Raw genomic sequence first — 22,026 nt, 5'->3', positions numbered from 1 at the left:
GGCACGCACCCGCGCGGCGCCGCCCCCGCCCCGGAACCCGGCGGCTCGGGGCCACGCCGGGCGGACAAGGGATTCCTTACACGTATGTTGACTAACCCCTGTGCCCGCCTATGATCGCTGACGTCTGAAGTGCCAGTCAGTGTTCGAAGTATCGGACGCGCGGCTTGGCGGCACGTGTCTGGGTCCGCCCCACAGGGCCATGGCACGACCGCACGCACACCATCCGTTCTTGTTCCGGTACGGCTGCTGACACCTGCCCCGGGGCCGGGGTCGCGCGACCTCCCGGCTCCCCGCCGGCGCCAGCGGCGGCGGCGCGAACGGGGAGGCGGCGGCGCGGTAGTCCGACACGATGACTCGTCGCGTCGAGGGGTGGCCGGGGGGATCTGTCCCAACCTGGAGCCGGCGAACCCCGACGGTGCGGCGTCGGCGCCGCCCAGGGCCGGCCGGTCGGTCCTCCAGCGACCGCGACGGCCCTGGGCAGGCGCCTTCCCTCACGCCTGTCGCGCCGAGACGTCCACGCGCATCGGTGCTCCGGCGGTCCGGCGGTCCCGTCCCCCCTTCGCCCCGAACGGCGTGGACGCCGGGCTGGTGCCCTGCCACCGGCTCGACCCCCGGGGCCGCCTCGTCGTGGCGCCGCCCGAACGCGCGCCCTCCCGGCACATCCACGCCCTCGCCGTCGAGCGGGGACCCCACGGGTACCGCACGGGGACCGCGCCGGCCCCGCTGAGGCGGCGCTGGTCCAGTGCTGGACCAGTCCGCCCGCGGTATGGCTTCCCGGCCGGTGTACACCCGGGGGTCAGTGGTGCATCGTCGAGTGGGTGCCCACCCAGGACCAGTCGCAGGGGGCTGTTAGAGGAGAGGACTGGCCCTGGGAGGCACCAACGCCTCGCCATGCGGTTGCTGCAGCCAACCGCCATGGCGCGGCGGGTCGTTGGCCCGGACTAGTCCGGGACGGCCAAGCGCGCCGTGCCGCCGGGCGCGCCGGTGGCGAGAGCGGCTGCTGTGGCCGTGTCCGGTCCCGGACGCGTACGCCGTCGCACCGGCATCGTTGGCTCCTTGTGGGGGTGGTGGGGGTTGGGGGTGGGGGTGGGGGACGCTCGTGCCTCGCGCCGTGCCGGCGCTGTCTGACGGCTGGTCAGCGGCCGGTGGGCGGCATCGGCTGGTGCGCTTCGGGACGGTCGGGCGCTGCCGCGCGTGGCGGAGGGGCCCGGATGTCCCGTTCACCGGTCGTCGTGCTCAGGGGGAGAGGGGGAGGCTGCTGGGCAGGGAACGGCGTTCCGAAGCGAACAAGGCGGCACTCCATGGCGGCTCGGCCGGAAGGCCCACCCCAACGCGTCGACCCCGCGTCCTTGACGAGTCCGGCCATCTGGCGTGCGTGGGGGGTGCCTCACCGGAACAGGTGGATGGTGCGTGTGCGTGTCACGAGGGGGCCTGTGGGGCGGGCACAGACCGCTGCGACCAGCCCGTTGTTCGGTATACCGGACGTCGACTGGTCCTCCAGACGTCACGGATCATAGCCCTCGGGCGCGAGAGACAACACACGTCGTACGTATGTTTTTCGGGGGCGGCTGGCGGCGCCACCCCTCGGGGGCCCGTCTCGGCCCTGGTCAGCGCCGCAGCCGCACGGGGTCGCCCGGCCCGGTGCGGCGGACGAGCCACGCCTCGGTGATGTGGGTGAACATCGCCGAGGACGCGCCGCCCGGGTCGTGGGCGGCGATCCGCTCGAAGATGCGGCGATGGCCCTGGTTGGACGCGACACACAGGGACCGCTCGGTCTTGCCCACGTACCGGGCGATGGTGAGGACCTGGCTTTCCATGGACCGCACCACGGCGCGGGCGATGCGGTTCTGCGAGGTCTGCATGATCGTGTCGTGGAAGGCCCGGTCCTGCTCGGCGTAGGCGACCGGGTCGTCCACCAGCTCGTCCATCCGGTCCACCAGCGCCCGCAGCCGGTCGATGGCCTCGTCGGTGGCGAGCTGGGCGGCGAGGTTGGCCATGTCGGACTCCAACAGGCGCCGCGTGACGACGAGGTCGTCGAGGATCGCCAGGCTCTCGTCCTCCTCGATGCTCGCCGCCAGGACCAGCTCGTCGAGCATGTTCCACTGCGTCGGAGGGGTCACCAGGGTGCCGGAGCCCTGGCGGACCTGCACCAGGCCCTTGTCCTGTAGGAGCTTCACCGCCTCGCGCACGACCGTCCGGCTCACCGCGAACGCCTCGCAGAGGGCGGGCTCCGGGGGCAGGGCGGTGCCCGGCGGGTGCACCCCGCGAACGATGCGGCCCACCAGCTCCGTGGTCAGCGCCCTCGCGAGGCTGGCCGGTCGCCGTACCCAGTCCGGTGATGCCGTGGCGCCCTGGATGCCCTGCTGCGATGCCGTCATGGTCCCTCCCATGGCCCGCGACTGGCGGCGCCACCTCTCGACTGGCGAGTATACGCTCCACCCTCTTGACGTGAGACGTCACACGAATTATGTTTCCGGCCCACTGGACAGCCGGGTGGGCGCCCGGTCTTCCTCCGGAGAGTGGGCAGCGATGAAGCAGCGAACACTGTGGTCGGCCGTCCTGGTCGGGGCTCTCGCCCTGACCGGCTGCGGGAGCGCCGGATCGGGTTCCTCCTCCGGCTCCCCGGACGACACGCTCGTCGTCTGGGACTGGAAGTCCGCTGACGAGGCGTCCGCCGCCTACGTCGAGGCCGCGAAGGCCGATTTCGCCGAGCGACACCCGGACGTGACGGTGGAGTTCGTGGCGCAGCCGTTCGACCAGTACTACACGCTGCTCGGCACGGCGATGCGGACCGGCGAGGGCCCCGACGTGATGCTCTTCAACGGCGGCGGCCAGATACGCGACCGCGCGGACTCCCTGCTCCCCCTGGACGCGTACGTCGCCGAGGACCGCCAGCGGCTGGCGGGATGGGAGGCGTTCACCGAGGAGGACACGGTCTACGCCGCCCCCGTGACACTGCAGGGGCACCCGATCTACTACAACAGGGCGCTGTACGAGGAGGCCGGGCTCGACCCGGAGGACCCGGCGACGACCTGGGAGGACTTCCTCGACGACTGCGGGACCATCGCCGAGGAGACGGACGCCAGCTGCCTCGCCCTGGGAAACAAGGAGGGCTACGGCATCCAGTTCTTCCTCTCGGGGCTGGGATCGGCCGTCCTCACGCCGCGGGAGTACGACGACTGGATCGCCGGGAACCGCGACTGGACCTCGCCCCACGTGCGGCGGGTCTTCGAGCTCTGGCAGGAGGCCGGCGAGGCGGGCCTGAACAACGACGGCGCCAACTCGACCGCGTTGTTCAACGACTCCCTCGGGCTCTTCGAGGCCGGTGAGGCCGCCCACATCGTGGGGCTGATGTCGGACGTGGGCCACTGGAAGGACTTCGGTGAGTTCCTGGGCGACGAGAACGTCGGCGTGATGCCGGCGCCGCTGGTCACCGCCGACGCCAGCCCCAGCCTCCCCTACGACGGCGGCATCGGGTACGCCGTCGCGAAGGGGACCGCGCACCCGGACCTGGCCGCCGACCTCGTGCGGTCGCTGACCTCCACCGAGGCGTTGAGCGCCTTCCACGCCGACGCCGGCGCGATCGTCTCCGACACCACGGTCGACGTCTCCGGCGGCGGACCCGCCCTCGCCGCGATCGTCCCGGAGATCGAGAACGGCGAGCCCGCGCTGCACGTCGCGCTGTCGTCCGAGACCCTGGAGTTGATGGGAAGGCTCTCCCAGCAACTCCTGAGCGGGTCGGTGAGCGTGGACGACGCCCTACGGCAGCTGGCCGACTCCGACCAGGCGAGCTGACCCTGTGCCGCCGAGCCCACCGCCGCCCGTCCGCGGGACGGCGGCCGACCGGAACGTTTCCGCCGGCGTCCCCGGGCGTACCCGCCGCGCGGCCTCCCCGGCGCCCCGGCCGGGGGGACGGGGAGGCCGGCGCGCCGAGCGTCTCGCCCCCTACGTCCTGCTGGCCCCGGCCATCCTGATCATCGTCCTGCTCCGGCTGTACCCGCTGGCGCTGGGCGTGAACTTCTCCTTCACCGGCGACGGGGAGCGCGACGGGCAGCCGGTGGGCCTGGACAACTACACGGAGCTGTTCAGGGACCCCGTCTTCCGCACCGCCCTGGAGAACGTCGGGCTGCTGGTGTTGCTGCTCCCGATCGCGGTGGCGATCCCGGGCCTGCTGGCGACGTTCATCTACCTGCGCGTGCCCGGCCACCGCTTCTTTCGGAGCGTCTACTTCTTCCCGGCCGTGCTCTCACCGGTGATCGTCGGCGCGGTCTTCAACCTCCTGCTGGCGTTCGACGGCCCCGTCAACTCCGCCCTCGACACCGTCGGCATCGGGCCGATCGACTGGCTCGGCGATCCGGACGTCGCCATGTTCACGGTCGTCGGCGTGCACGTGTGGGCGACGTTCGGCATGGCCCTGGTCGTCTTCCTCGCCGGGTTCGCCACCCTGGACGCGGCACTTCTGGACGCGGCCCGGATCGACGGGGCGTCGCTTCGCCAGACCGTGTGGCACGTGATCGTCCCCGGGCTGTCCCGCACGATCCAGTTCGTCGTCGTGACCACCATGATCGGGATGCTGACGTCCATGTTCGGCCTGCTGTACGTGATGACGAGCGGTGGACCGGAAGGCTCCACCTACCTGCCGGAGTTCTACATCTGGGTACAGCAGGGCCAGATGAACCGTCCGGCGCTCGCCTCGGCGGCGTCGACCGTTCTCTTCCTCGTCATGCTCGTCGTGGGGCTCGCGCAGATCGCGCTGCTGCGCCGCTCGGGGAGGGAGAGCTGATGCGCGGCCTCGGCCTCACCAGGTGGGTGGTGGCCGTCCCCATGGCGGCCCTCGCCCTGGCGACGCTCTATCCCCTGCTCTTCACCACGAACGTCGCCATGAAGACCCGGCACGACTACGTCCTCGACCGCTTCGGCCCGGCCGACTCCCTGAACGGGGACAACCTCGCGACGGCCTGGACCAGCGTCGGCATGGACCGCTACCTGATCAACTCGGTCATCGTGGTGACGGCCGCCGTCGCGCTGCTCCTGCTCGTCGGCTCGATGGCCGGCTTCGCCCTCAGCCACCTGCGGTTCCGAGGGTCACGGGTCATCTTCCTCGGCTGTCTCGCGGCGCTGTTCGTCCCCTTCCAGGTCATCATGGTCCCGCTCGCCCGGACCATGGCGGACGTCCAGCTCATGGACACCTACGCCGGGCTGGTCCTCGCCTACGTCGCGCAGTTCCTCCCTTTCACGATCTTCCTGATGACGAGCTACTACACCGCGATCCCGGGCGAACTCGTGGACGCGGCCAGGATCGACGGCAACACGCCGTACGGCGTCTACCGGCGCGTCATGCTGCCGATGGGCCGCCCGGCGCTGCTGTCGGTCGGCATCCTCAACGCCCTGTTCTGCTGGAACGACGTGCTCATCGCCCTGCTGATGATGCCGTCCCCCGAGCACCGCACGCTCATGACCGGCGTCACCTCGCTGCGCGGCCAGTACACCGACGACATCCCCACCTTCGCCTCCGGTGTGCTCATCGCCGCGCTTCCCGTCCTCCTGCTCTACCTCTTCTTCCAGCGCCAGATCGCCGACGGCGTCACCGCCGGCTCCACGAAGGGCTGACAGAACCGACATGCGGATCACCGGCTTTCGCACCCTGACGACGGTCCAGGACTGGGGCCGCCCCGTCGGCGACGCCAACGGCGTCTTCGCGGACGGGATCACCTCGGTGCCGATCGTCCTGGTGGACACCGACGAGGGCATCACCGGCGTCGGCCTGGGCCCGCACGTGGAGATCGAGGCCCTCTTCCCCGCCATCGAGGGGGAGGACCCGCGCGCGGTGACCGGACTCTACGACCGCATGCTCCGGCAGACGTTCAAGGCCGGCCACGCCGGGATCGTGTTCGGCACCATCGGCGCGCTCGACACCGCCCTGTGGGACATCAAGGCGAAGGCGGCCGGAGAACCGCTGTGGCGGCTCCTGGGCGGACGCGAGCGAAGGGTGCCGGCGTACGCCTCGGGTCTGGACATCGCCCTGAACGAGGACGACCTCGTGGCCGTCTACCAGGAGTACGCCGAGCACGGCCTGCGCGCGGCCAAGCTCAAGGGAGGGCTCGACGTCGACGTGGACCGTCACCGCCTGACCCTGGTCGAGCAGGTGCTGACCGAGGCCGCCCACGGGATGCGGCCCAGCCTGATGCTGGACGCCAACGAGTCCTGGACCCGCAAGCAGGCCGTCCGCCACGTCCGTGAGCTCGAACGCACCCTCGACCTCACCTGGGTCGAGGAGCCCGTCCGTCGCTGGGACGCCGAGGGTATGGCCGTGGTCCAACGGGGCGTCCGCGCGTCGGTCGCCAGTGGCGAGAACCTCACCGGGCTGGAGCAGTACCGCCCGCTCCTGGCGGCGGGTGCCGTCGACATCGTCCAGACGGCGGCGGTCTGGGGCGTCACCCACTTCCTGCGGGTCGCCGTCCTCGCGCACGCCCACGACCTGCCCGTCAGCCCCGTCGGCACCACTCCCGTCGGGCTCCTGCACGCCGCGACGGCCGTGCCCAACCACCTCGTCAGCGAACTACAGGACCTCAGACCACCGGTCGGACTGACCGTCGACCTCCACGTCGAGGGCGGCGCCTACGTCCTCGGCGACGCGCCCGGCCTCGGCATCCGCGTCGACGAGGAGCTGATCGCCGGCTCACGACGGGACCAGGGGATCGTGGTGCCCGGCGGTCCCCACGTCCGGCCGGAGCGCGCCGGACGGCGCCTGCTCACGGTGGCCGCGAACGAGCGGCGGCGCCACCCGGCGTCCGTGCCGCCGCACGGAGCCCACCCCGTGCCGCACACCCCGCACCACCCGGACCTGTCCGTGACGCCCCTTCACGACGAGAGGACGTAGTCGTGCCCCCACACCCCTCCGTGTTCGTGTCCCCGAGGACAGCCCTCGCGGCAGCCGCCGCGGCGCTGGCCGCCGCCGGAGTCCTCACCGCCATGCCCGCAGCCCCGGCGCACGCCGCCGCCGAACACACGCTCTTCGTCGCGCCCACGGGCGCGGAGAACGCCGACGACGGCGGTCCCGGCACCGCCGACCAGCCCCTCGCGACCGTGGCGGAAGCACAGCGCCGGGCCCGGGAGTTCGCAGCCCAGGCCGACGGCGACGTCACCGTGAACCTCCTGGACGGCACCTACCGGCTCACCTCGCCGCTGCGGTTCGACGGCGCCGACTCCGGCCGTGACGGCCACACCGTCACCTGGCGGGCCGCTTCGGGCGCACACCCCGTCCTGACCGGCGCCGAAGCGGTCACCGGCTGGGAACTCGACGATCCCGCGACCGGCGTCTACACGGCGGAGGTCGGCACCGGGTTCGACACCCGGCAGCTCTACGTCGACGGCGCCCTCGCCCAGCGCGCCCGCACCAGCCTGGCGCGTTCCGACATCACGCTCAACCAGGACGGCTTCACCCTCGACAACCCCGACCTCGGCTACCTCGCCGGGCTGCCCGACCAGCAGCGCGTCGAGCTCCAGGCCATGCTGTCGTTCACCAACCGCTTCGCGCCCGTGGAGAGCATCTCCGGCTCCACCGTCACCATGCAGCAGCCGGCCTGGGACAACAACACCTACGGGTACGACACCATCCAGTCGCCGTTCCGCACGCCGACGTTCTGGCTGCTCAACTCCAGGGCGTTCCTCGACGAGCCCGGCGAGTGGTACCTGGACACGGACGCCGGGACGCTCTCCTACAAGCCGCTCGACGGGCAGGACCTGGCCACCACGCCGGTCGAGCTGCCGCGGCTGGAGACCCTGGTCGAGGTGGGCGGCACCTACGACGAGCCCGCCCACGACCTCGCCTTCGAGGGACTGACCCTCACCGGCACCACCTGGCTGCACCCCGGCTCGCCCAACGGATACGCCAACCAGCAGACCGGGGCCTTCATCACCGGCGTCCAGGAACACCGGCCCGCCGACGCGTTCACCTCCTGCGCGGTCGGCTGCAAGGGCTTCGAAGGGGCCCGCAACCACTGGGCCCAGGCGCCCGCGGCCGTGCAGGTCTCCGCGGCACACGACATCGCCTTTGACGGCAACACCTTCGTGAACCTCGGCTCGGTCGGGCTCGGCGTCGGCAACGACGCCAACGCCCACGCCACCGGCGTCGGCCTGGGCGCGCGGAACGTCTCGGTCACCGGCAACACGTTCACCGCCAGCGCCGGGGGCGGCATCGTCGTCGGCGGGGTGCGCCCCGACGCGCACCACCCCTCCGACGAGCGCATGACCAACAGCGACATCCTGATCCGCGACAACCGCGTCTTCTCCACGGCGCTGGAGTACCTCGACCAGGACGGGATCTTCGCCAGCTACGTCACCCGGCTGTCCATCGAGCACAACGAGGTGTCCGACATGCCGTACACCGGCATCGGCATCGGCTACGGCTGGGGCGCCAACGACCCGGGCGGCAGCCCCGAGTACCTCAACCGCGGCCTGTACGACTACCAGCCGATCTACGACACGCCCACCACCCTGACCGACGTCCGTGTCGTGGGCAACCACGTCAGCGACGTCGTGCACACGCTGTTCGACGCCGGCTGCGTCTACAGCCTCTCCGCGATGCCGGGCAGCACCATCGAGGAGAACGTCTGCGAGGACAGTGGACAGCTCGGCCTGTACTTCGACGAGGGGTCGCGCTACCTCACCGCCGCACGCAACGTCTTCCTCCACACCGCCGGCCAGTGGGCGCACGCCAACAACCAGAACAGCAACCTCACCGGCGACCAGACGCTGACCGGGAACTTCACGACCAACCCGGCCATCACCGGCATCGTCGACGGCGAACGCGGCAACACCGTCGAGGGCACCGTCGTCTTCACTCCCGGCGCCATCCCGGCCGAGGCCAGCGAGATCATCTCCAACGCCGGGCCGGCCACGGCACACCGTCGCACCCCCTGACGCGGCCCGCCGCCCGTCAGACCCACCCGGCCGCGACGCGACGCCCCACCCGCCGCAGGGACCGGGACCCGCGGCGCGGCCGGGTCCCCTGCCCCTGCCGCCCGGCGACACGTCGGCGCGGCACGGCGTCCCGGAAGCACGCACGCTCACGAGAAGGGACCTCTGTGAGCCACCCGCTGACCATCGGCGTCGCCGGCCGCCCGGCCGCCGTCGCCGGCTTCACTCTCCCAGCGCCGCACCGCCACCGTCGGCGCGTCGGACCACCCATCGAGGGGTGGGCGCGATGAGGGTCCGCCTCGCCTACGGCACCGACGGCCTGGTGGCCGACCTGCCCGGCCCGCCCGAGTATCCGCCGGGGACCACGATCGTCGTGACGCCCGAGGAGCGCGACCCGGTGCCGGACCCCGCGGCCGCGCTGCGCGCCGCGCTGCGCCGCCCCCTGTCCGGCCCTCCGCTGCGCGCGTTGGTCCGCCCAGGACAGACCGTGGCCATCGCGGCCAGCGACGTCCCCCGGCCGCGGGCCCACCCGTTGATGATCTCCGCGATCCTGGAGGAACTGGAGGGCGTCGTCCGCCTCCCCGACGTCACCGTCCTCCTCGCCACCGGCGCACACCGGGGCGCGACCACCGACGAGACGCTCGGACTGCTCGGCCGGCACCTGGCCGGAAGCGTCCGCGTCGTCAGCCACGACGCCCGCGACCGCGCGTCGCTGACCTGGCTGGGCACCCACGGCGACGGCGTGCCCGTGTGGCTGAACAGCCGGTGGACCGGCGCGGACGTGCGCATCACCACCGGCATCGTCGAGCCCCACGCCCACGCCGGCTTCCGCGGCGGACCGGCGCTCGTCGCGCCCGGACTGGCCGGCCTCCCGACCGTGCTGACGCTGTACGACACCCGCCGGACCGGCCATCCCAAGGCCCGCCGGGGCATCACCCACGGCAACCCCGTGCACGACGACATACGCGCGATCGCCGAGGCCACCGGGGTGGACTTCGGCCTCGACGTCGTGCTCAACCGCGACCACGACGTCGTCGGCGCCTTCGGTGGCGAGACGCTGGTCGCGCACGCCGCCGCCACGGCCGCGGCCCGCCGCCTGTCGCTGCGCCCCGTGCCGGGCCTCTTCGACGTCGTGCTGACCACGGGCGCCGGCCACCCGCTGGACCGGAACCTGTGTCAGTCCGTGGAGGGCATGAGCACCGCGGCCGGGGTGGTCAAACCCGGCGGCGTCATCATCTGCGCCGCCGCGTGCCCGGACGGGCTTCCCCAGGACGGCTTCCGCCCCGGGGAGCCCTCGTCGGCGGCCTCCCCGCGCGCGGCGCTGGCCGCCGTCACCGGCCGGGCCCGCAGGACCGTCGTCCACGGTGCCGGCCTCGCGGCGGCGGATCTGGCCGCCGTCCGGCTGGAGGGGACAGACGACGTGGCCGCCGCCGTACGCGTCGCCCTCGACGAGGCCGGCGACGGCGCGCGGCTGTGCGTGCTCCCGGAAGGACCGCGGACCATCCCCTACGTGGAGGCGTGATGCGGCGCCACTGCGCGGCGCGGGCGCCGGTCAGGCGGCCGGCCCTCCGAGGGCGCGGTCCACCTGTTCCGGGGACAGGACGTGGTCGATGGCGAGCGCCGCGGCCCCGAGCGCCGCGCCGTCCTGGCGCAGGCGGCTGGGTTCGATGAGCAGGTGCCGGGTCGCCAGGGGGTGGGAGCGTCGGTACACAGCCTCCCGGACGCCGGCGAGCAGGTGGTGGTGCACGGCCGACAGCACTCCGCCGAGCACGATCGCGTCGGGGTTGAAGAAGTTGACCAGGCCCGAGAGCACCTCTCCGACGGTGCGTCCGGCCTCCCGGACCGTGCGGACCGCTTCCCGGTCACCGGACGTGACCAGGCGCACGACCTCGCGCGCCGACGCGACGGGGACGTCGGGCGTACTGAGCCGGCGTGCCAGCGCCGCGCCGCCCGCGATCGCCTCCAGGCACCCGGTGTTGCCGCAGCGGCAGGGGGTGTCGTCGGTGCCCACCCGGGTGTGGCCGATGTCGCCGGCGGACCCCTGGGCGCCGCGGTACAGCTGCCCGTTCGCGATGACGCCGCAGCCGATGCCGGTGCCCATCTTGACGAACAGCAGATGGCTGGTGCCGGGGAGGACGCGGCTCCGCTCCGCGAGTGCCATCACGTTCACGTCGTTGTCCACGAGGGCCGCCACGCCGAACCGGTCCGCGAAGAACCGCGGGATGGGGTACCGGTGCCAGCCGGGCATGATCGGCGGGTCCACGGGCGTTCCGGTGGCGAACTCCACGGGTCCCGGCACCCCGACGCCTATCGCGCGCAGGGCGGAGGGCGGCTGTGCGGCCTCCTCCAGGAGATCCCGAGTGCTGCGCGCCACCTGCTCCAGCACCACCTCCGGTCCGTCGGCGATGTCCCCCTCGTGCTCCCGCACGGCCAGTTCGCCGCCGCCGAGGTCCACGAGCGACACCCGGTGGTGCGTCGCGCCGAGGGCCACGCCGACGGCCACCCGGTCCCTGGTGCGCAGGCGCAGCCGCCGCGAGGGTCTGCCGCCCGTGGAGCGGCCGTCCTCGTACTCGTCGAGGTAGCCGTTGGAGATCAGCGCGTCCACCCGGTGGGCGATGGTCGACCGGGCCAGGCCGGTGGCGCGGGACAGGTCGGCACGCGTCTCCGCGACGCCACGGGCGATCAGGGCGAGGACCCGGCCCGGGGACGGGCTGAGGATCGCCGCGTTGACGCCCCGCGGCTCCGGCATCGCGGGCATACCGCCTCCTCTTGCTGACGATGTGGCGATCGGGTCAGGCTACTTGATTCGATGATCGACAAAAGTCGGGGCAACTTCCGTCGTTTGTCGGGGGACTTGAGCTCTTGTGGCGGCCAACTTTCGCAAGTACCTTGCTTTCCGTGTTAACGATGCGGGACATGACAAAGAGCTTCCTCGGCACCCCGGTCCTCCAGGACGTCACCCTCGACCTGCGCCGGGGCGAGGTGCACGCGATCGTCGGCGAGAACGGCGCCGGCAAGTCCACGCTCATGAAGCTGCTGGCCGGGGAGCACCAGCCGGACCGCGGCCGCATCGAGATCGACGGCGTCCCGCGCACCTTCAGCCACCCCGCGCAGGCCCAGGCGGCCGGCGTCGGCGTCATCCACCAGGAGCTCGCGCTGCTGCCGGACCGCACCGTGGCCCAGAACGTCTTCCTCGGCCGCGAACCCACGCGGCGCGGCCTGGTCGACCGTGCCGCCATGGAGCGGCGCACCGCCGAACTGCTCGGCGAGCTCGACGCGCGCGACATCGGCCCGCGCACGCTGGTGCGTGAGCTGACGGTCGCCCGGCAGCAGACCGTGGAGGTCGCCAAGGCACTCGCCGCGGACGTGCGCGTCCTGGTGATGGACGAGCCCACGGCGGCGCTGGCCGAGCACGAGGTGGCGGTCGTCCGCGACCTGGTGCGCCGGCTGACCGCTCGTGGCCTCGGCGTTCTGTACGTCTCGCACCGGCTGCGCGAGGTGTTCGACCTCTCTCAGCGCATCACGGTCCTCAAGGACGGCCGCCACGTCGCCACGCTCGACACCGCCGCCACCAGCCCCGAGGAGATCGTTCGGGCCATGGTCGGCCGGGAGCTCAGCGCGTACTACCCGCCGCGCGCCGCCCGGGAGGAGGTGGGCGCCGAGCAGCTCACCGTCAGCGGCGGGGGCAACGACCGGCTGGCCGACGTCAGCCTGTCACTGCGGGCCGGAGAGATCGTGGGGATCGCCGGTTTACAGGGCTCCGGGCGGTCGGCGCTCGCCCGCGCCCTGTTCGGCGCGGCGCCGTTCACGCGCGGCACCATGACGGTCGGCGGCAGGCGGCTGCGGCCACGGCGACCACGGGAGGCGATCCGGGCCGGCATCGCGCTGGTTCCCGAGGACCGCAAGGGGGAGGGGCTGGCCCTGCGGCAGTCCGTCAGGGACAACGCCCTGCTGGTGAGGCGTGCCGTGCCGGCCGGCGGGCGAGCGCCTGACCCGCAGGACCTCGCCGCACTGCTGCGGCGCGTCCGGCTGGTGGCTCGCGGCGGCGTCGAGCAGGAGGTGCGCTACCTCTCCGGCGGCAACCAGCAGAAGGTCGTCATCGCCAGGTGGCTCTCGGCGCGACCGCGGGTGCTGCTGTTCGACGAGCCGACACGCGGTGTCGACGTCGGTGCCAAGGCGGCCATCCACACCCTGGTCAGGGAACTGGCCCGCGACGGGCTGGCCGTGCTGCTGATCTCCTCCGAACTGCCCGAGCTCATCGGCATGAGCGACCGCGTCCTCGTCATGGCCGAGGGCCGCGTGGCCGGCGAACTCAGCGCCGGCGCCTCGGAAGCGGACATCATGCGGCTGGCCACGGCGGACGCCTCCCGCCGGCCCCGGACGGCCGGAGCGGCGTGATGGCCACCAAACCGCGCCAGACACCCCCGCCCACGCCGTCGCCGAACCCGCGAAGGACCCGGCGGAGGGCCGCCGTCCGGCACCGCCCCACGCCCCGCCCGGAGCGGGCCCGTGCCGCGAGCGAGCGCCGCGCCAGGGCCCGGCTGGCCGACCCCGCCGTCGGGATCTGGCTCGCCGCGCTCGGCGTCACCCTGCTCGGCTGGCTCGCCGTCACCGTCCGCGGCGGCGACTTCCTCACCCAGCCCACCGTGACCGGCATCCTCTCCAGCTGTGTGGCGCTCGGGCTGATCGCCCTGGGACAGACCGTCGTGATCCTCACCGGCTCGCTCGACCTGTCGGTCGCCTTCCTGGTGAGCCTGGGCACGCTGCTCGCCGCGGAGACCATGGCGGGACAGGACGGCAACATCCCGGTCGCCGTCGCCGCCGTCCTCGCGCTGTCGGCGGCCGTCGGCCTGGCCAACGGGCTCGTCGTCACCCAGCTGAAGGTCCACGCCTTCATCGCCACCCTCGGCACCGGCCTCATCCTGCGCGGCTGGATCGAGGACAACTACACCGGACCCGCCGGGTCGGTGCCCGCTACCTTCCGCCGCCTGGGCTACGACCGGATCGGTCCCGTGCCCGTCTCCGTCCTCCTCCTGGCCGCCGTCGCGCTGGCCCTGTGGCTGCTCCTCCGGCACACCCGGATCGGCCACCACATGTACGCCACCGGCGGGGACGAGCACGCGGCCCGGCTCTCCGGCGTACCCACCCGCCGGACCGTGGTCGTCGCCCACGTCCTGTGCTCGCTGTGCGTCGGCGTCGCCGCGCTCTTCCTCGCCGCCCGCTTCGGGGCCGGAACGCCCTGGGCGGGCACCGAGGCCCGCTACGACCTGGAGTCGATCGCCGCGGTCGTGCTCGGCGGCACGATCCTGGCGGGCGGACGCGGCGGCGTCGCCGGGACGCTCGGCGGCGTTCTCGTGCTGGCGGTGCTCGACTCCGTGTTCGACCAGCTCTCCGTCGATCCGTTCACCAAGAACGCGCTGCGTGGCGTGGTGATCATCGCCGCGGTCGCCCTCGCCGCACGCAGTCGCCGCCGTCCCGCGAGGAGGACCGCGTGACCGTCGTGGACCACCCGGGCATCCCCGAGCCGGCGCTTCGCCGGCGGCTGGCCGCCGCGCTCGGCACCGCGGCGCCGGTGTGCGCCCTCCTGCTGGCACTGCTGGCGGCGCTCGCCGTCACCGACCCCGGCTTCTACGAGCCCGACAGGCTCCTGGCGTTCGTCCGGCGCGCCGCGCCGCTGGTCATCCTGGCCGCCGGCCAGTACCTGGTCATCGTCTCCGGCGAGTTCGACCTCTCCGTCGGCGCCGTCGTCACGGTCGGTGTGGTCACGGCCGCGGAGCTGTACCAGGAGTTCCCCGGCGCGCACTGGACGGTGGTCTGCGCCGTGCTGCTGCTGGCCGGCGCCGCCGTCGGGCTCGTCAACGGCCTGGTCACCACCCTCCTCGCCGTGCCGTCGTTCATCACCACCCTGGGCACGACCCTCGTGCTCCAGGGCGGCGTCTTCTCCTGGACGGGCGGCTCGCCCCAGGGCTACCTGCCCGACGACTTCCGCGCGATGGGCCGTGACGACCTGTTCGGCTGGCTGCCCTGGGGCGTGCTGGTGTGCCTGGCGGCGGGTGCCGCCGTGGTCGTGCTGATGCGCTGCCGGTTCGGCCGCACGCTGCTGGCCACCGGCGACAACGAGCGGGCCGCCGCGCTGGCGGGGGTCCGCGTGGGCCGGGCGCGCACCGTCGCGTTCGTGCTGTCCGGCATGGCCGCCGCACTGGCCGCGGTGCTCGTCGCGGGCTTCTCCGGCGTCTCGGCGCAGGCGGGCTCCGGCATGGAGTTCGAGGCCATCACCGCCGTGGTGCTCGGCGGCGTCGTCCTCGGCGGCGGGCGGGGCTCGGTCGCCGGCGCCATGGCCGGGGCCTTCTGCCTCGTCGCGCTGTTCACCCTCCTGAACCTGCGAGGCGTCTCGGGCGCGCTGGAGCCCACCGTCCAGGGCGTGATCGTCATCGCCGCCGTCGCGCTCGGCGCCGCCGACCTCTCCCGGCGCCGCCGCTCACCATCCACCGGAGGTCAATCCTCATGACACGACCAGCCCTCGCCGTCCTCGCCACCCTGCTGTCGGCGGCGTTGCTCACCCCGCTCACCTCCTGTAGCAGCGACACACCCACGGACGGCCCCTCCCCGCCCGCGGGCTCCGCCGCGCCCGGCGACGGCGGCGAGGCCGGGGACGCCGCGTTCTTCGAGCGCGCCGAGTACGAGCGGCAGGTCGCGCTCGCCCGCGAGACGCCCGAAGGGCCAGCCGACCGGCCGTGGGAGCAGATGCTGCGCCCCGAGATGATCGACACCGGGGAGTACGCGATCCCCGGCGGCGAGGCTCACCTGTGTTTCTCCAACGCCGGCGTGTTCAACCCCTGGCGCCAGGTCGGGCTGCGGACGATGGAGGCCGAAGCGGCCGGGCACGAGGAGGTCACCCTCACCGTGCTGGACGCCGAGGGACAGGACGACAAGCAGATCTCCGACATCCAGGACCTCAGCGGTCGTCAGGACTGCGACGCCCTCATCGTCTCGCCCAACACCACCGCCACCCTCACCCCGGCCGTGGAGGAGGCGTGCGGGAGGCTGCCCGTCATCGTCTTCGACCGGGGCGTCAACACCGACTGCCCGGTGACCTTCATCCACCCCGTCGGGGGCTACGCGTACGGCGCCGCCGCCGCGGACTTCCTGGTGGACACCGTCGAGCCGGGCGGCAACATCCTGGCGCTGCGCATCTCCCCCGGCGTCGACGTGCTGGAGAACCGCTGGTCCGCGGCGGAACTCGCCTTCGAGGAGAGCGACCTCGAGGTGGTGGACGTGGAGTTCACCGAGGGCGATCCGGCGACCACCAAGTCCGTCGTCACCGACGCCATCCAGCGCCACGGCCACATCGACGGGGTCTGGATGGACTCCGGCGCCACCTCGGTGGCGGCCGTCGAGGCGTTCGAGGACGCCGGGGAGGAGATCCCGCCCATCACCGGCGAGGACCAGCAGGACTTCCTCCAGGCCTGGCACGACAAGGACCTGACGGCCATCGCACCCACCTATCCGACGTTCCAGTGGCGCACCCCCGTCATCGCCGCGCTGCGCGTCCTCGCCGGCGAGGAGGTGCCCCGCGAGTGGCGCCTGCCGCAACCCACCATCACCGAGGACACCCTCCCGCGCTACCTGAACCCGGCCATGCCGCCACTGCACTACGCCATGTGCGGCTGCGAGGACCTGCCGGGCTACCCCGAGGACTGGGGCGGTGAGGAGTGAACACCACCCTGCCGATCGGCGCCAACCCGTGGATCTGGCACGCGCCCGTCACCGACGCCGCCCTCGCCCGGACGATCCCGCGCCTCGGACGCTGGGGCTTCGACGCGGTCGAACTGCCCCTGGAGCGGCCCGGCGACTGGTCGCCGTCGTCCGTCGCGAGGCTGCTGACCTCCTGCCAGGTACGGCCCGCGGCCGTCGTCGCCGTGATGCCGCCGGGGCGCGACCTGGTGTGTGCCTCGCCGCGGACCGTGCGCGCCACCCAGGAGTACCTGCTGACCTGCGTCGACGCGGCCCACCAGCTCGGCGCGCCGGTCGTCGCCGGGCCGGTGTACGCCGCGGTGGGGCGGACCTGGCGCATACCCGCCGGGGAACGGGCCGGCGTCTACGCCGAGCTCCGGGACGGACTCGGGCCGGTCGTCGAGCACGCGCGCGCCGCCGGCGTCCGCCTCGCAGTGGAGCCGCTGAACCGCTACGAGACCAGCGTGCTGAACACCGTCGGCCAGACGCTGGAGGCGCTCGACGGGCTGCCCGAGGAGGCCGTCGGCGTGGCGCTGGACACCTACCACCAGAACATCGAGGAGCGCGGACTGGACATCGCCGCACGCCAGGCCGCCGGACGCGTCGCGCACGTCCAGGTCTGCGCCAACGACCGGGGCACCCCGGGGACGGACTCGCTGGACTGGTGGGGCTTCCTGCGGGAGCTCCTGGCCGGCGGGTACGACGGGCCGCTGTGCATCGAGTCGTTCACCGCCCACAACGACACCATCGCGGCAGCCGCCTCCGTGTGGCGCCCGCTGGCCGACTCCCAGGACGCCCTCGCCGTCGACGGCCTGGCCTTCCTGCGGAAGACGTTCACCCTTCTCTGACGCCTGAACCGGCAACGCCGGGGAGCCGCCCCCACCGGAGAGGAAACCCCCCACATGAGAAGCAAGCACCGCGAACGCTCACGCGCCCTCGTGGCGCTCACCATGGCGCCGCTGCTCGCGGCCGGCGCCCTGACGGCCGTCGCCTCCACCGCCCACGCCCAGCCCGAGTTCCGGGCCCTGCTGTTCACCCGGGCCGTCGGCTACGTCCACGACTCCATACCGGCCGGCATCCAGATGTTCCGGGAGGAGGCCGCCGAGCAGAACATCGAGCTCGTCCAGACCGACGACCCGACCGTCTTCGACGACGCCGAACTCGACGGGTTCGACGTGGTCATCATGCTCCAGAACTCCGGCATGGTCTGGGACACCGACGCCCAGCGCCAGGCCATGCGGGACTACGTGACCGGCGGCGGGGGAGTGGTGGCCCTCCACAACACCCTCGACGCCGGCGTCGAGGGGGAGTTCCCCTGGTGGGACGAGACCGTCAACGGCGGTGCCCACATGCCGGGCCACGCCTACGGCCCGCAGAACGGCACCGTCCACGTCGAGGACCCGGACCACCCCTCCACCCAGGGCCTGCCCGAGACCTGGGACCGGACCGAGGAGTGGTACAACTTCGACCCCAACCCGCGGCCGAACGTCCACGTGCTCGCCACGGTCGACGAGTCGACCTACGACCCGGGCGAGTTCGCGATGGGCGAGGACCACCCCATCTCCTGGTGCAGCGTCGCCTCGGGCGGCCGGGTCTGGGCCACCGCCATGGGCCACTACGCCGAGTCCTACGCGGAGGAAGCCTTCCGCGACCACGTGATGGGCGGCGTCCAGTGGGCGTCCGGCAACGAGCCGGGCGACTGCGGCCAGGAGGAGGCCCCCGCCCAGGGGACCTTCGAGAAGGTGACCCTCGACGACGACACGGCCGACCCGATGGAGCTCGACGTCGCACCCGACGGCCGCGTGTTCTACATCCAGCGCGGCGGCGAACTGCGCGTCTTCGACCCGCAGACCAACTCCACCACCACCGCCGGGACCCTCGACGTCTACACGGGCGGGGAGGACGGGCTCGTCGGGCTGGCCCTCGACCCGGACTTCGCCACCACGCAGCGCGTCTACCTCAACTACTCCCCGGCCGGCAGCGCCGAGGACGTCAACCGGGTGTCGGCGTTCACCATGAACGGCAACACCCTGGACCTCGCGAGCGAGCGGCCGGTGATCGACGTCCCCGCCTACCGGGACCGCACCTTCCCGGAACCGGGACACACCGGCGGCAGCATCGAGTTCGGTCCGGACGGCACGCTGTACCTCGGCACGGGCGACGACGTCGCGCCCAACCTCGACCCGGCCTGGCAGGGGTACGCGCCGCTGGACTGGCGCGCCGGCCAGGAGATGCAGGACGCGGCCCGCACCGCCGGGAACACCAACGACCTGCGCGGCAAGATCCTGCGGATCCAGCCGACGGACGGCGGCGGGTACACCATTCCCGAGGGCAACCTCTTCCCCGAGGGCACGCAGGACACCCGGCCCGAGATCTACGCCATGGGCTTCCGCAACCCGTTCCGCTTCACCGTCGACCCCGCCACCGGGGACGTGTACATGGCCGACTACGGCCCGGACCGGCGCGGCACGACCGACAACCGCGGCCCCGCCGGCATGGGCGAGTTCAACGTCGTCACCGAACCGGGCAACTACGGCTGGCCCTTCTGCCACGGCGACAACCAGCCCTACGCCCCCTACAACCCCGACACCGGTCAGGTCGGCCCGAAGTTCGACTGCGCCAACCTCGTCAACGAGTCCCCCCACAACACCGGGCTGACCCAGCTGCCGCCCGTCCAGATGCCCGAGGTCTGGTACGGCTACGACACCTCGGCGGACTTCCCCGAACTCGGCGCGGGCGGCATCGCGCCGATGGCCGGGCCGGTCTACCGCTTCGACCCGGACAACCCCTCCACCACCAAGTTCCCGCAGTCCTTCGACGGCGCGGCGTTCTTCGGCGAGTGGGAGCGCAACTACCTCAAGGAGTTCCGCTTCGACGGCGGCGGCGGGCTGGCGTCCGTCAACGACTTCATGCCCGGCACCACGTTCACCAAGCCGATGGACATGACCTTCGGCCCGGACGGCGCGCTCTACCTCCTGGAGTGGGGCAGCTCCTTCGGCGGCGGCAACAACGACTCCGGCCTCTACCGCATCGACTACGGCGGCGCCGCCGGCCAGCCGGTCGCGCACGCCAGCGCCTCGGTGACCAGCGGCCCGGCGCCGCTGGAGGTCGCCTTCTCCAGCGAGGGCAGCGAGGACCCGGACGGCGGGCAGCTCACCTACGAGTGGGACTTCGACGGCGACGGCACCTTCGACTCGACCGAGGCCCATCCCACCCACACCTACGAGGTCGCCGGCGACGTCACCGCCCAGCTGCGCGTCACCGACCCCGACGGGCTGACGGCGTTCGACAACCTCGGCATCACCGTCGGGAACACCGCCCCGACGGTGACCCTGGAGATCCCGGTGAACGGCACGGTGATCGACTTCGGGGACCAGATCCCCTACGAGGTCACCGTGACCGATCCGGAGGACGGCGAGATCGACTGCGAGAACGTCATCGTCAACCCCGCGCTGGGGCACGCCGACCACGAGCATCCGACCACCGACCTCCGCGGCTGTTCGGGCACGGTGGACACCGGGGACCTCGGCGGCCACCCCGAGGGCGCCGACCTGTACTACGTGCTGAACGCCGAGTACACCGACCAGGGAGGCGACGGCGCCGGCGAGCTCACCGGCTACGCGCGCACGATCCTGCAACCCCGGCACAAGCAGGCCGAGTACCGCGACAGCCAGTCGGGCACCCGGATCGTCTCCCAGTCCGGCGCCCAGAACGGCCAGCGCGTCGGCGACATCTCCGACGGCGACTGGATCGCGTTCGAGCCCATGAGCGTCGAGGGGGTCGACTCCGTCAGCTACCGGTTCTCCTCGCCCGGCGGCGGGGGCGCCATCGAGCTGCGCGCCGACGCGCCCGACGGGGAACTGCTGGCGACCACGCCGGTGCCCGCCACCGGCGGCTGGGACACCTACGCCTCGACCGATCCGGTCGCGGTCGCGGACCTGGCCGGCACCCACACGCTGTACCTGGTCTTCACCGCCCCACAGGAGAACAGCTACGACGTGGACGCCGTCGAGTTCTCGGCGTCCTAGCGCTCACCGGGAGAGCGGCGCGCGCCGTCGTCGTCGCCGCTGGCCACACGCCCCCATGACCACCAGGAAAGAGGAAACCATGCTCCGTCTCCCCGCCACGCGTGCCTCCGGCCGGAGACAGGCCGGTGGCCCCCACCCGCGGGCGCGCCGTCACCGCCGCGTCCTGGCGACCGCGCTCGCCGCGCTGGTCGCCGTGCCACTCGCCGCGCTGCCCTCCGCGGCGGCGACCACGGCGGCGACCACGCCGACACCCGCCCCGCTGGCCGCCACCGATTTCCGGGGCGTCAACTGGGCGATGCCGGGTGACAACTTCACCGACGGCCCGGTCGTCCCCGAGGGACTGAACGAGACCGACAGCTACGAGACGGTCAAGGCCAAGGCGGCCGCCGTCTACCGGGGCTTCGCGGACACGATCGGCGTCAACACCGTCCGGCTGCCGGTCAACACCTCCTCCGTCCCCGGCACCCCGTGGGGCGACGCGTACGCCGGAGCCGTCGACGCGGCCGTCGAGGCCGGCTTCAGGGTGATCCTCTCCTACTGGGAGGACGGTGCCTCCTCCGGCGGCCGGATCGTGGACGCGGGCGCCTTCAACGCGATGTGGGACGCCGTCGTCGACCGGTGGGAGGCGGACAGCCAGGTCCACTTCGAGCCGATGAACGAGCCCCACGGCTACAGCGCCGGCGACTGGGCGAACGTCGCCGCCACCTGGATCGCCGACCGCCCGTCGGTCCCCAGGGAACGGATCCTCGTCAGCGGTCACGGCTTCAACGGCGACGTCACCTCCGTGTGTCGCGACAGCCGCCTCGACGGCACCTACCTGTCGCTCCACCTGTACGCCTTCCAGTTCGGCGAGATGAGCTACGACGCGTGGCTCGGCCTCTTCCGCTCCCGGATCGGTGACTGCGGATCCCGCACCATCCTGGACGAGTTCGGGGCTCCGACGGACGACGGCAGGGACTACAACAACGCGAACAGCACCGACAACTTCGTCCGCTACGTCCGCGCCGCCACCGACACCGTCCGCGACGCGCGGATGGGCGCCGTCTACTGGCCGGCGCTCGGTGGCAAACACACCGTCAGGCCCGACTACGACTGGTACTCCCTCTACGCCCTTGAGGGCAGCGGCACGAACCTGACGCTGCGCCTGCGCAACACGACCATGGCCGACCGGCTCCAGCACGCCTGGGCCATCGACGGCGGCTCGGTCACGAGGACCTGATCCACGCCACCGTCACGGACCCGGCCCGACCGAGGGTGCCGAGCGGGCCGCTCACCGCCTGTCGGGCGCGGGCGGTGGGGAGGGCGGCGGTCCGCCCGGCGGGGCCGGAGCCGTGGCGACGCCCCC

15 protein-coding genes are annotated in these 22,026 nt (G+C 72.8%); 13 read left to right on the top strand and 2 right to left on the bottom strand.

From position 1 onward, the window contains the following. Positions 1-1,607 precede the first annotated feature (1,607 nt). Positions 1,608-2,378, bottom strand: a complete 771-nt coding sequence (locus ACTWP5_RS22795; protein WP_443222925.1) for a FadR/GntR family transcriptional regulator — start codon at positions 2,376-2,378, stop codon at positions 1,608-1,610. A gap of 151 nt (positions 2,379-2,529) precedes the next feature. On the opposite strand from ACTWP5_RS22795, the gene ACTWP5_RS22790 reads away from it, so the two are divergent. From ACTWP5_RS22790 to larA, 6 genes are all read left to right on the top strand, one after another. Beyond that, positions 2,530-3,795: an ABC transporter substrate-binding protein gene (locus ACTWP5_RS22790; protein ID WP_443222924.1), complete on the top strand. Its 1,266-nt coding sequence runs from the start codon at positions 2,530-2,532 to the stop codon at positions 3,793-3,795. Between the two features lie 157 nt (positions 3,796-3,952). Beyond that, complete coding sequence (locus tag ACTWP5_RS22785; protein ID WP_443222958.1) at positions 3,953-4,783, top strand: carbohydrate ABC transporter permease; 831 nt, start codon at positions 3,953-3,955, stop codon at positions 4,781-4,783. Continuing rightward, complete coding sequence (locus ACTWP5_RS22780) at positions 4,783-5,610, top strand: carbohydrate ABC transporter permease (protein WP_443222923.1); 828 nt, start codon at positions 4,783-4,785, stop codon at positions 5,608-5,610. Before ACTWP5_RS22785 ends, ACTWP5_RS22780 begins: the two co-directional genes overlap by 1 nt. A gap of 10 nt (positions 5,611-5,620) precedes the next feature. Further along, entirely contained in the window at positions 5,621-6,880 is a 1,260-nt protein-coding gene (locus ACTWP5_RS22775; protein ID WP_443222922.1) for a mandelate racemase/muconate lactonizing enzyme family protein, read from the top strand. Between the two features lie 2 nt (positions 6,881-6,882). After that, complete coding sequence (locus ACTWP5_RS22770; protein ID WP_443222921.1) at positions 6,883-8,922, top strand: right-handed parallel beta-helix repeat-containing protein; 2,040 nt, start codon at positions 6,883-6,885, stop codon at positions 8,920-8,922. Between the two features lie 283 nt (positions 8,923-9,205). Beyond that, positions 9,206-10,441, top strand: a complete 1,236-nt coding sequence (larA, locus tag ACTWP5_RS22765) for a nickel-dependent lactate racemase (protein WP_443222920.1) — start codon at positions 9,206-9,208, stop codon at positions 10,439-10,441. A 30-nt stretch (positions 10,442-10,471) separates the two neighbouring features. Here the strand turns inward: larA and ACTWP5_RS22760 are convergent, their stop codons facing one another. Further along, the gene (locus tag ACTWP5_RS22760) at positions 10,472-11,677 is read right to left on the bottom strand and encodes an ROK family protein (RefSeq protein WP_443222919.1); all 1,206 of its coding nucleotides are present in this window, start codon (positions 11,675-11,677) and stop codon (positions 10,472-10,474) included. A gap of 140 nt (positions 11,678-11,817) precedes the next feature. On the opposite strand from ACTWP5_RS22760, the gene ACTWP5_RS22755 reads away from it, so the two are divergent. The 7 genes from ACTWP5_RS22755 to ACTWP5_RS22725 all read left to right on the top strand — a co-directional run bounded on the left by ACTWP5_RS22755 (position 11,818) and on the right by ACTWP5_RS22725 (position 21,900). After that, complete coding sequence (locus tag ACTWP5_RS22755) at positions 11,818-13,317, top strand: sugar ABC transporter ATP-binding protein (RefSeq protein ID WP_443222918.1); 1,500 nt, start codon at positions 11,818-11,820, stop codon at positions 13,315-13,317. After that, positions 13,317-14,414, top strand: a complete 1,098-nt coding sequence (locus tag ACTWP5_RS22750; protein ID WP_443222917.1) for an ABC transporter permease — start codon at positions 13,317-13,319, stop codon at positions 14,412-14,414. Before ACTWP5_RS22755 ends, ACTWP5_RS22750 begins: the two co-directional genes overlap by 1 nt. Before the next feature lie 5 nt (positions 14,415-14,419). Then, positions 14,420-15,427, top strand: coding sequence for an ABC transporter permease (locus ACTWP5_RS22745; RefSeq protein ID WP_443222957.1), 1,008 nt, complete (start codon positions 14,420-14,422; stop codon positions 15,425-15,427). Further along, positions 15,424-16,635: a substrate-binding domain-containing protein gene (locus ACTWP5_RS22740; protein ID WP_443222916.1), complete on the top strand. Its 1,212-nt coding sequence runs from the start codon at positions 15,424-15,426 to the stop codon at positions 16,633-16,635. The genes ACTWP5_RS22745 and ACTWP5_RS22740 overlap by 4 nt, the downstream gene beginning before the upstream one ends. Beyond that, positions 16,632-17,501, top strand: a complete 870-nt coding sequence (locus tag ACTWP5_RS22735) for a sugar phosphate isomerase/epimerase family protein (protein WP_443222915.1) — start codon at positions 16,632-16,634, stop codon at positions 17,499-17,501. Before ACTWP5_RS22740 ends, ACTWP5_RS22735 begins: the two co-directional genes overlap by 4 nt. Positions 17,502-17,555: 54 nt before the next feature. Beyond that, positions 17,556-20,681, top strand: coding sequence for a ThuA domain-containing protein (locus tag ACTWP5_RS22730; protein WP_443222914.1), 3,126 nt, complete (start codon positions 17,556-17,558; stop codon positions 20,679-20,681). 79 nt (positions 20,682-20,760) lie between these two features. Beyond that, entirely contained in the window at positions 20,761-21,900 is a 1,140-nt protein-coding gene (locus tag ACTWP5_RS22725) for a cellulase family glycosylhydrolase (RefSeq protein ID WP_443222913.1), read from the top strand. Positions 21,901-22,026: the final 126 nt, after the last annotated feature.

The sequence above is a fragment of the Streptomyces sp. 4N509B genome, assembly GCF_052245655.1.
GTDB lineage: Bacteria > Actinomycetota > Actinomycetes > Streptomycetales > Streptomycetaceae > Streptomyces.
This window is presented reverse-complemented; position numbering and strand designations above follow the sequence as displayed.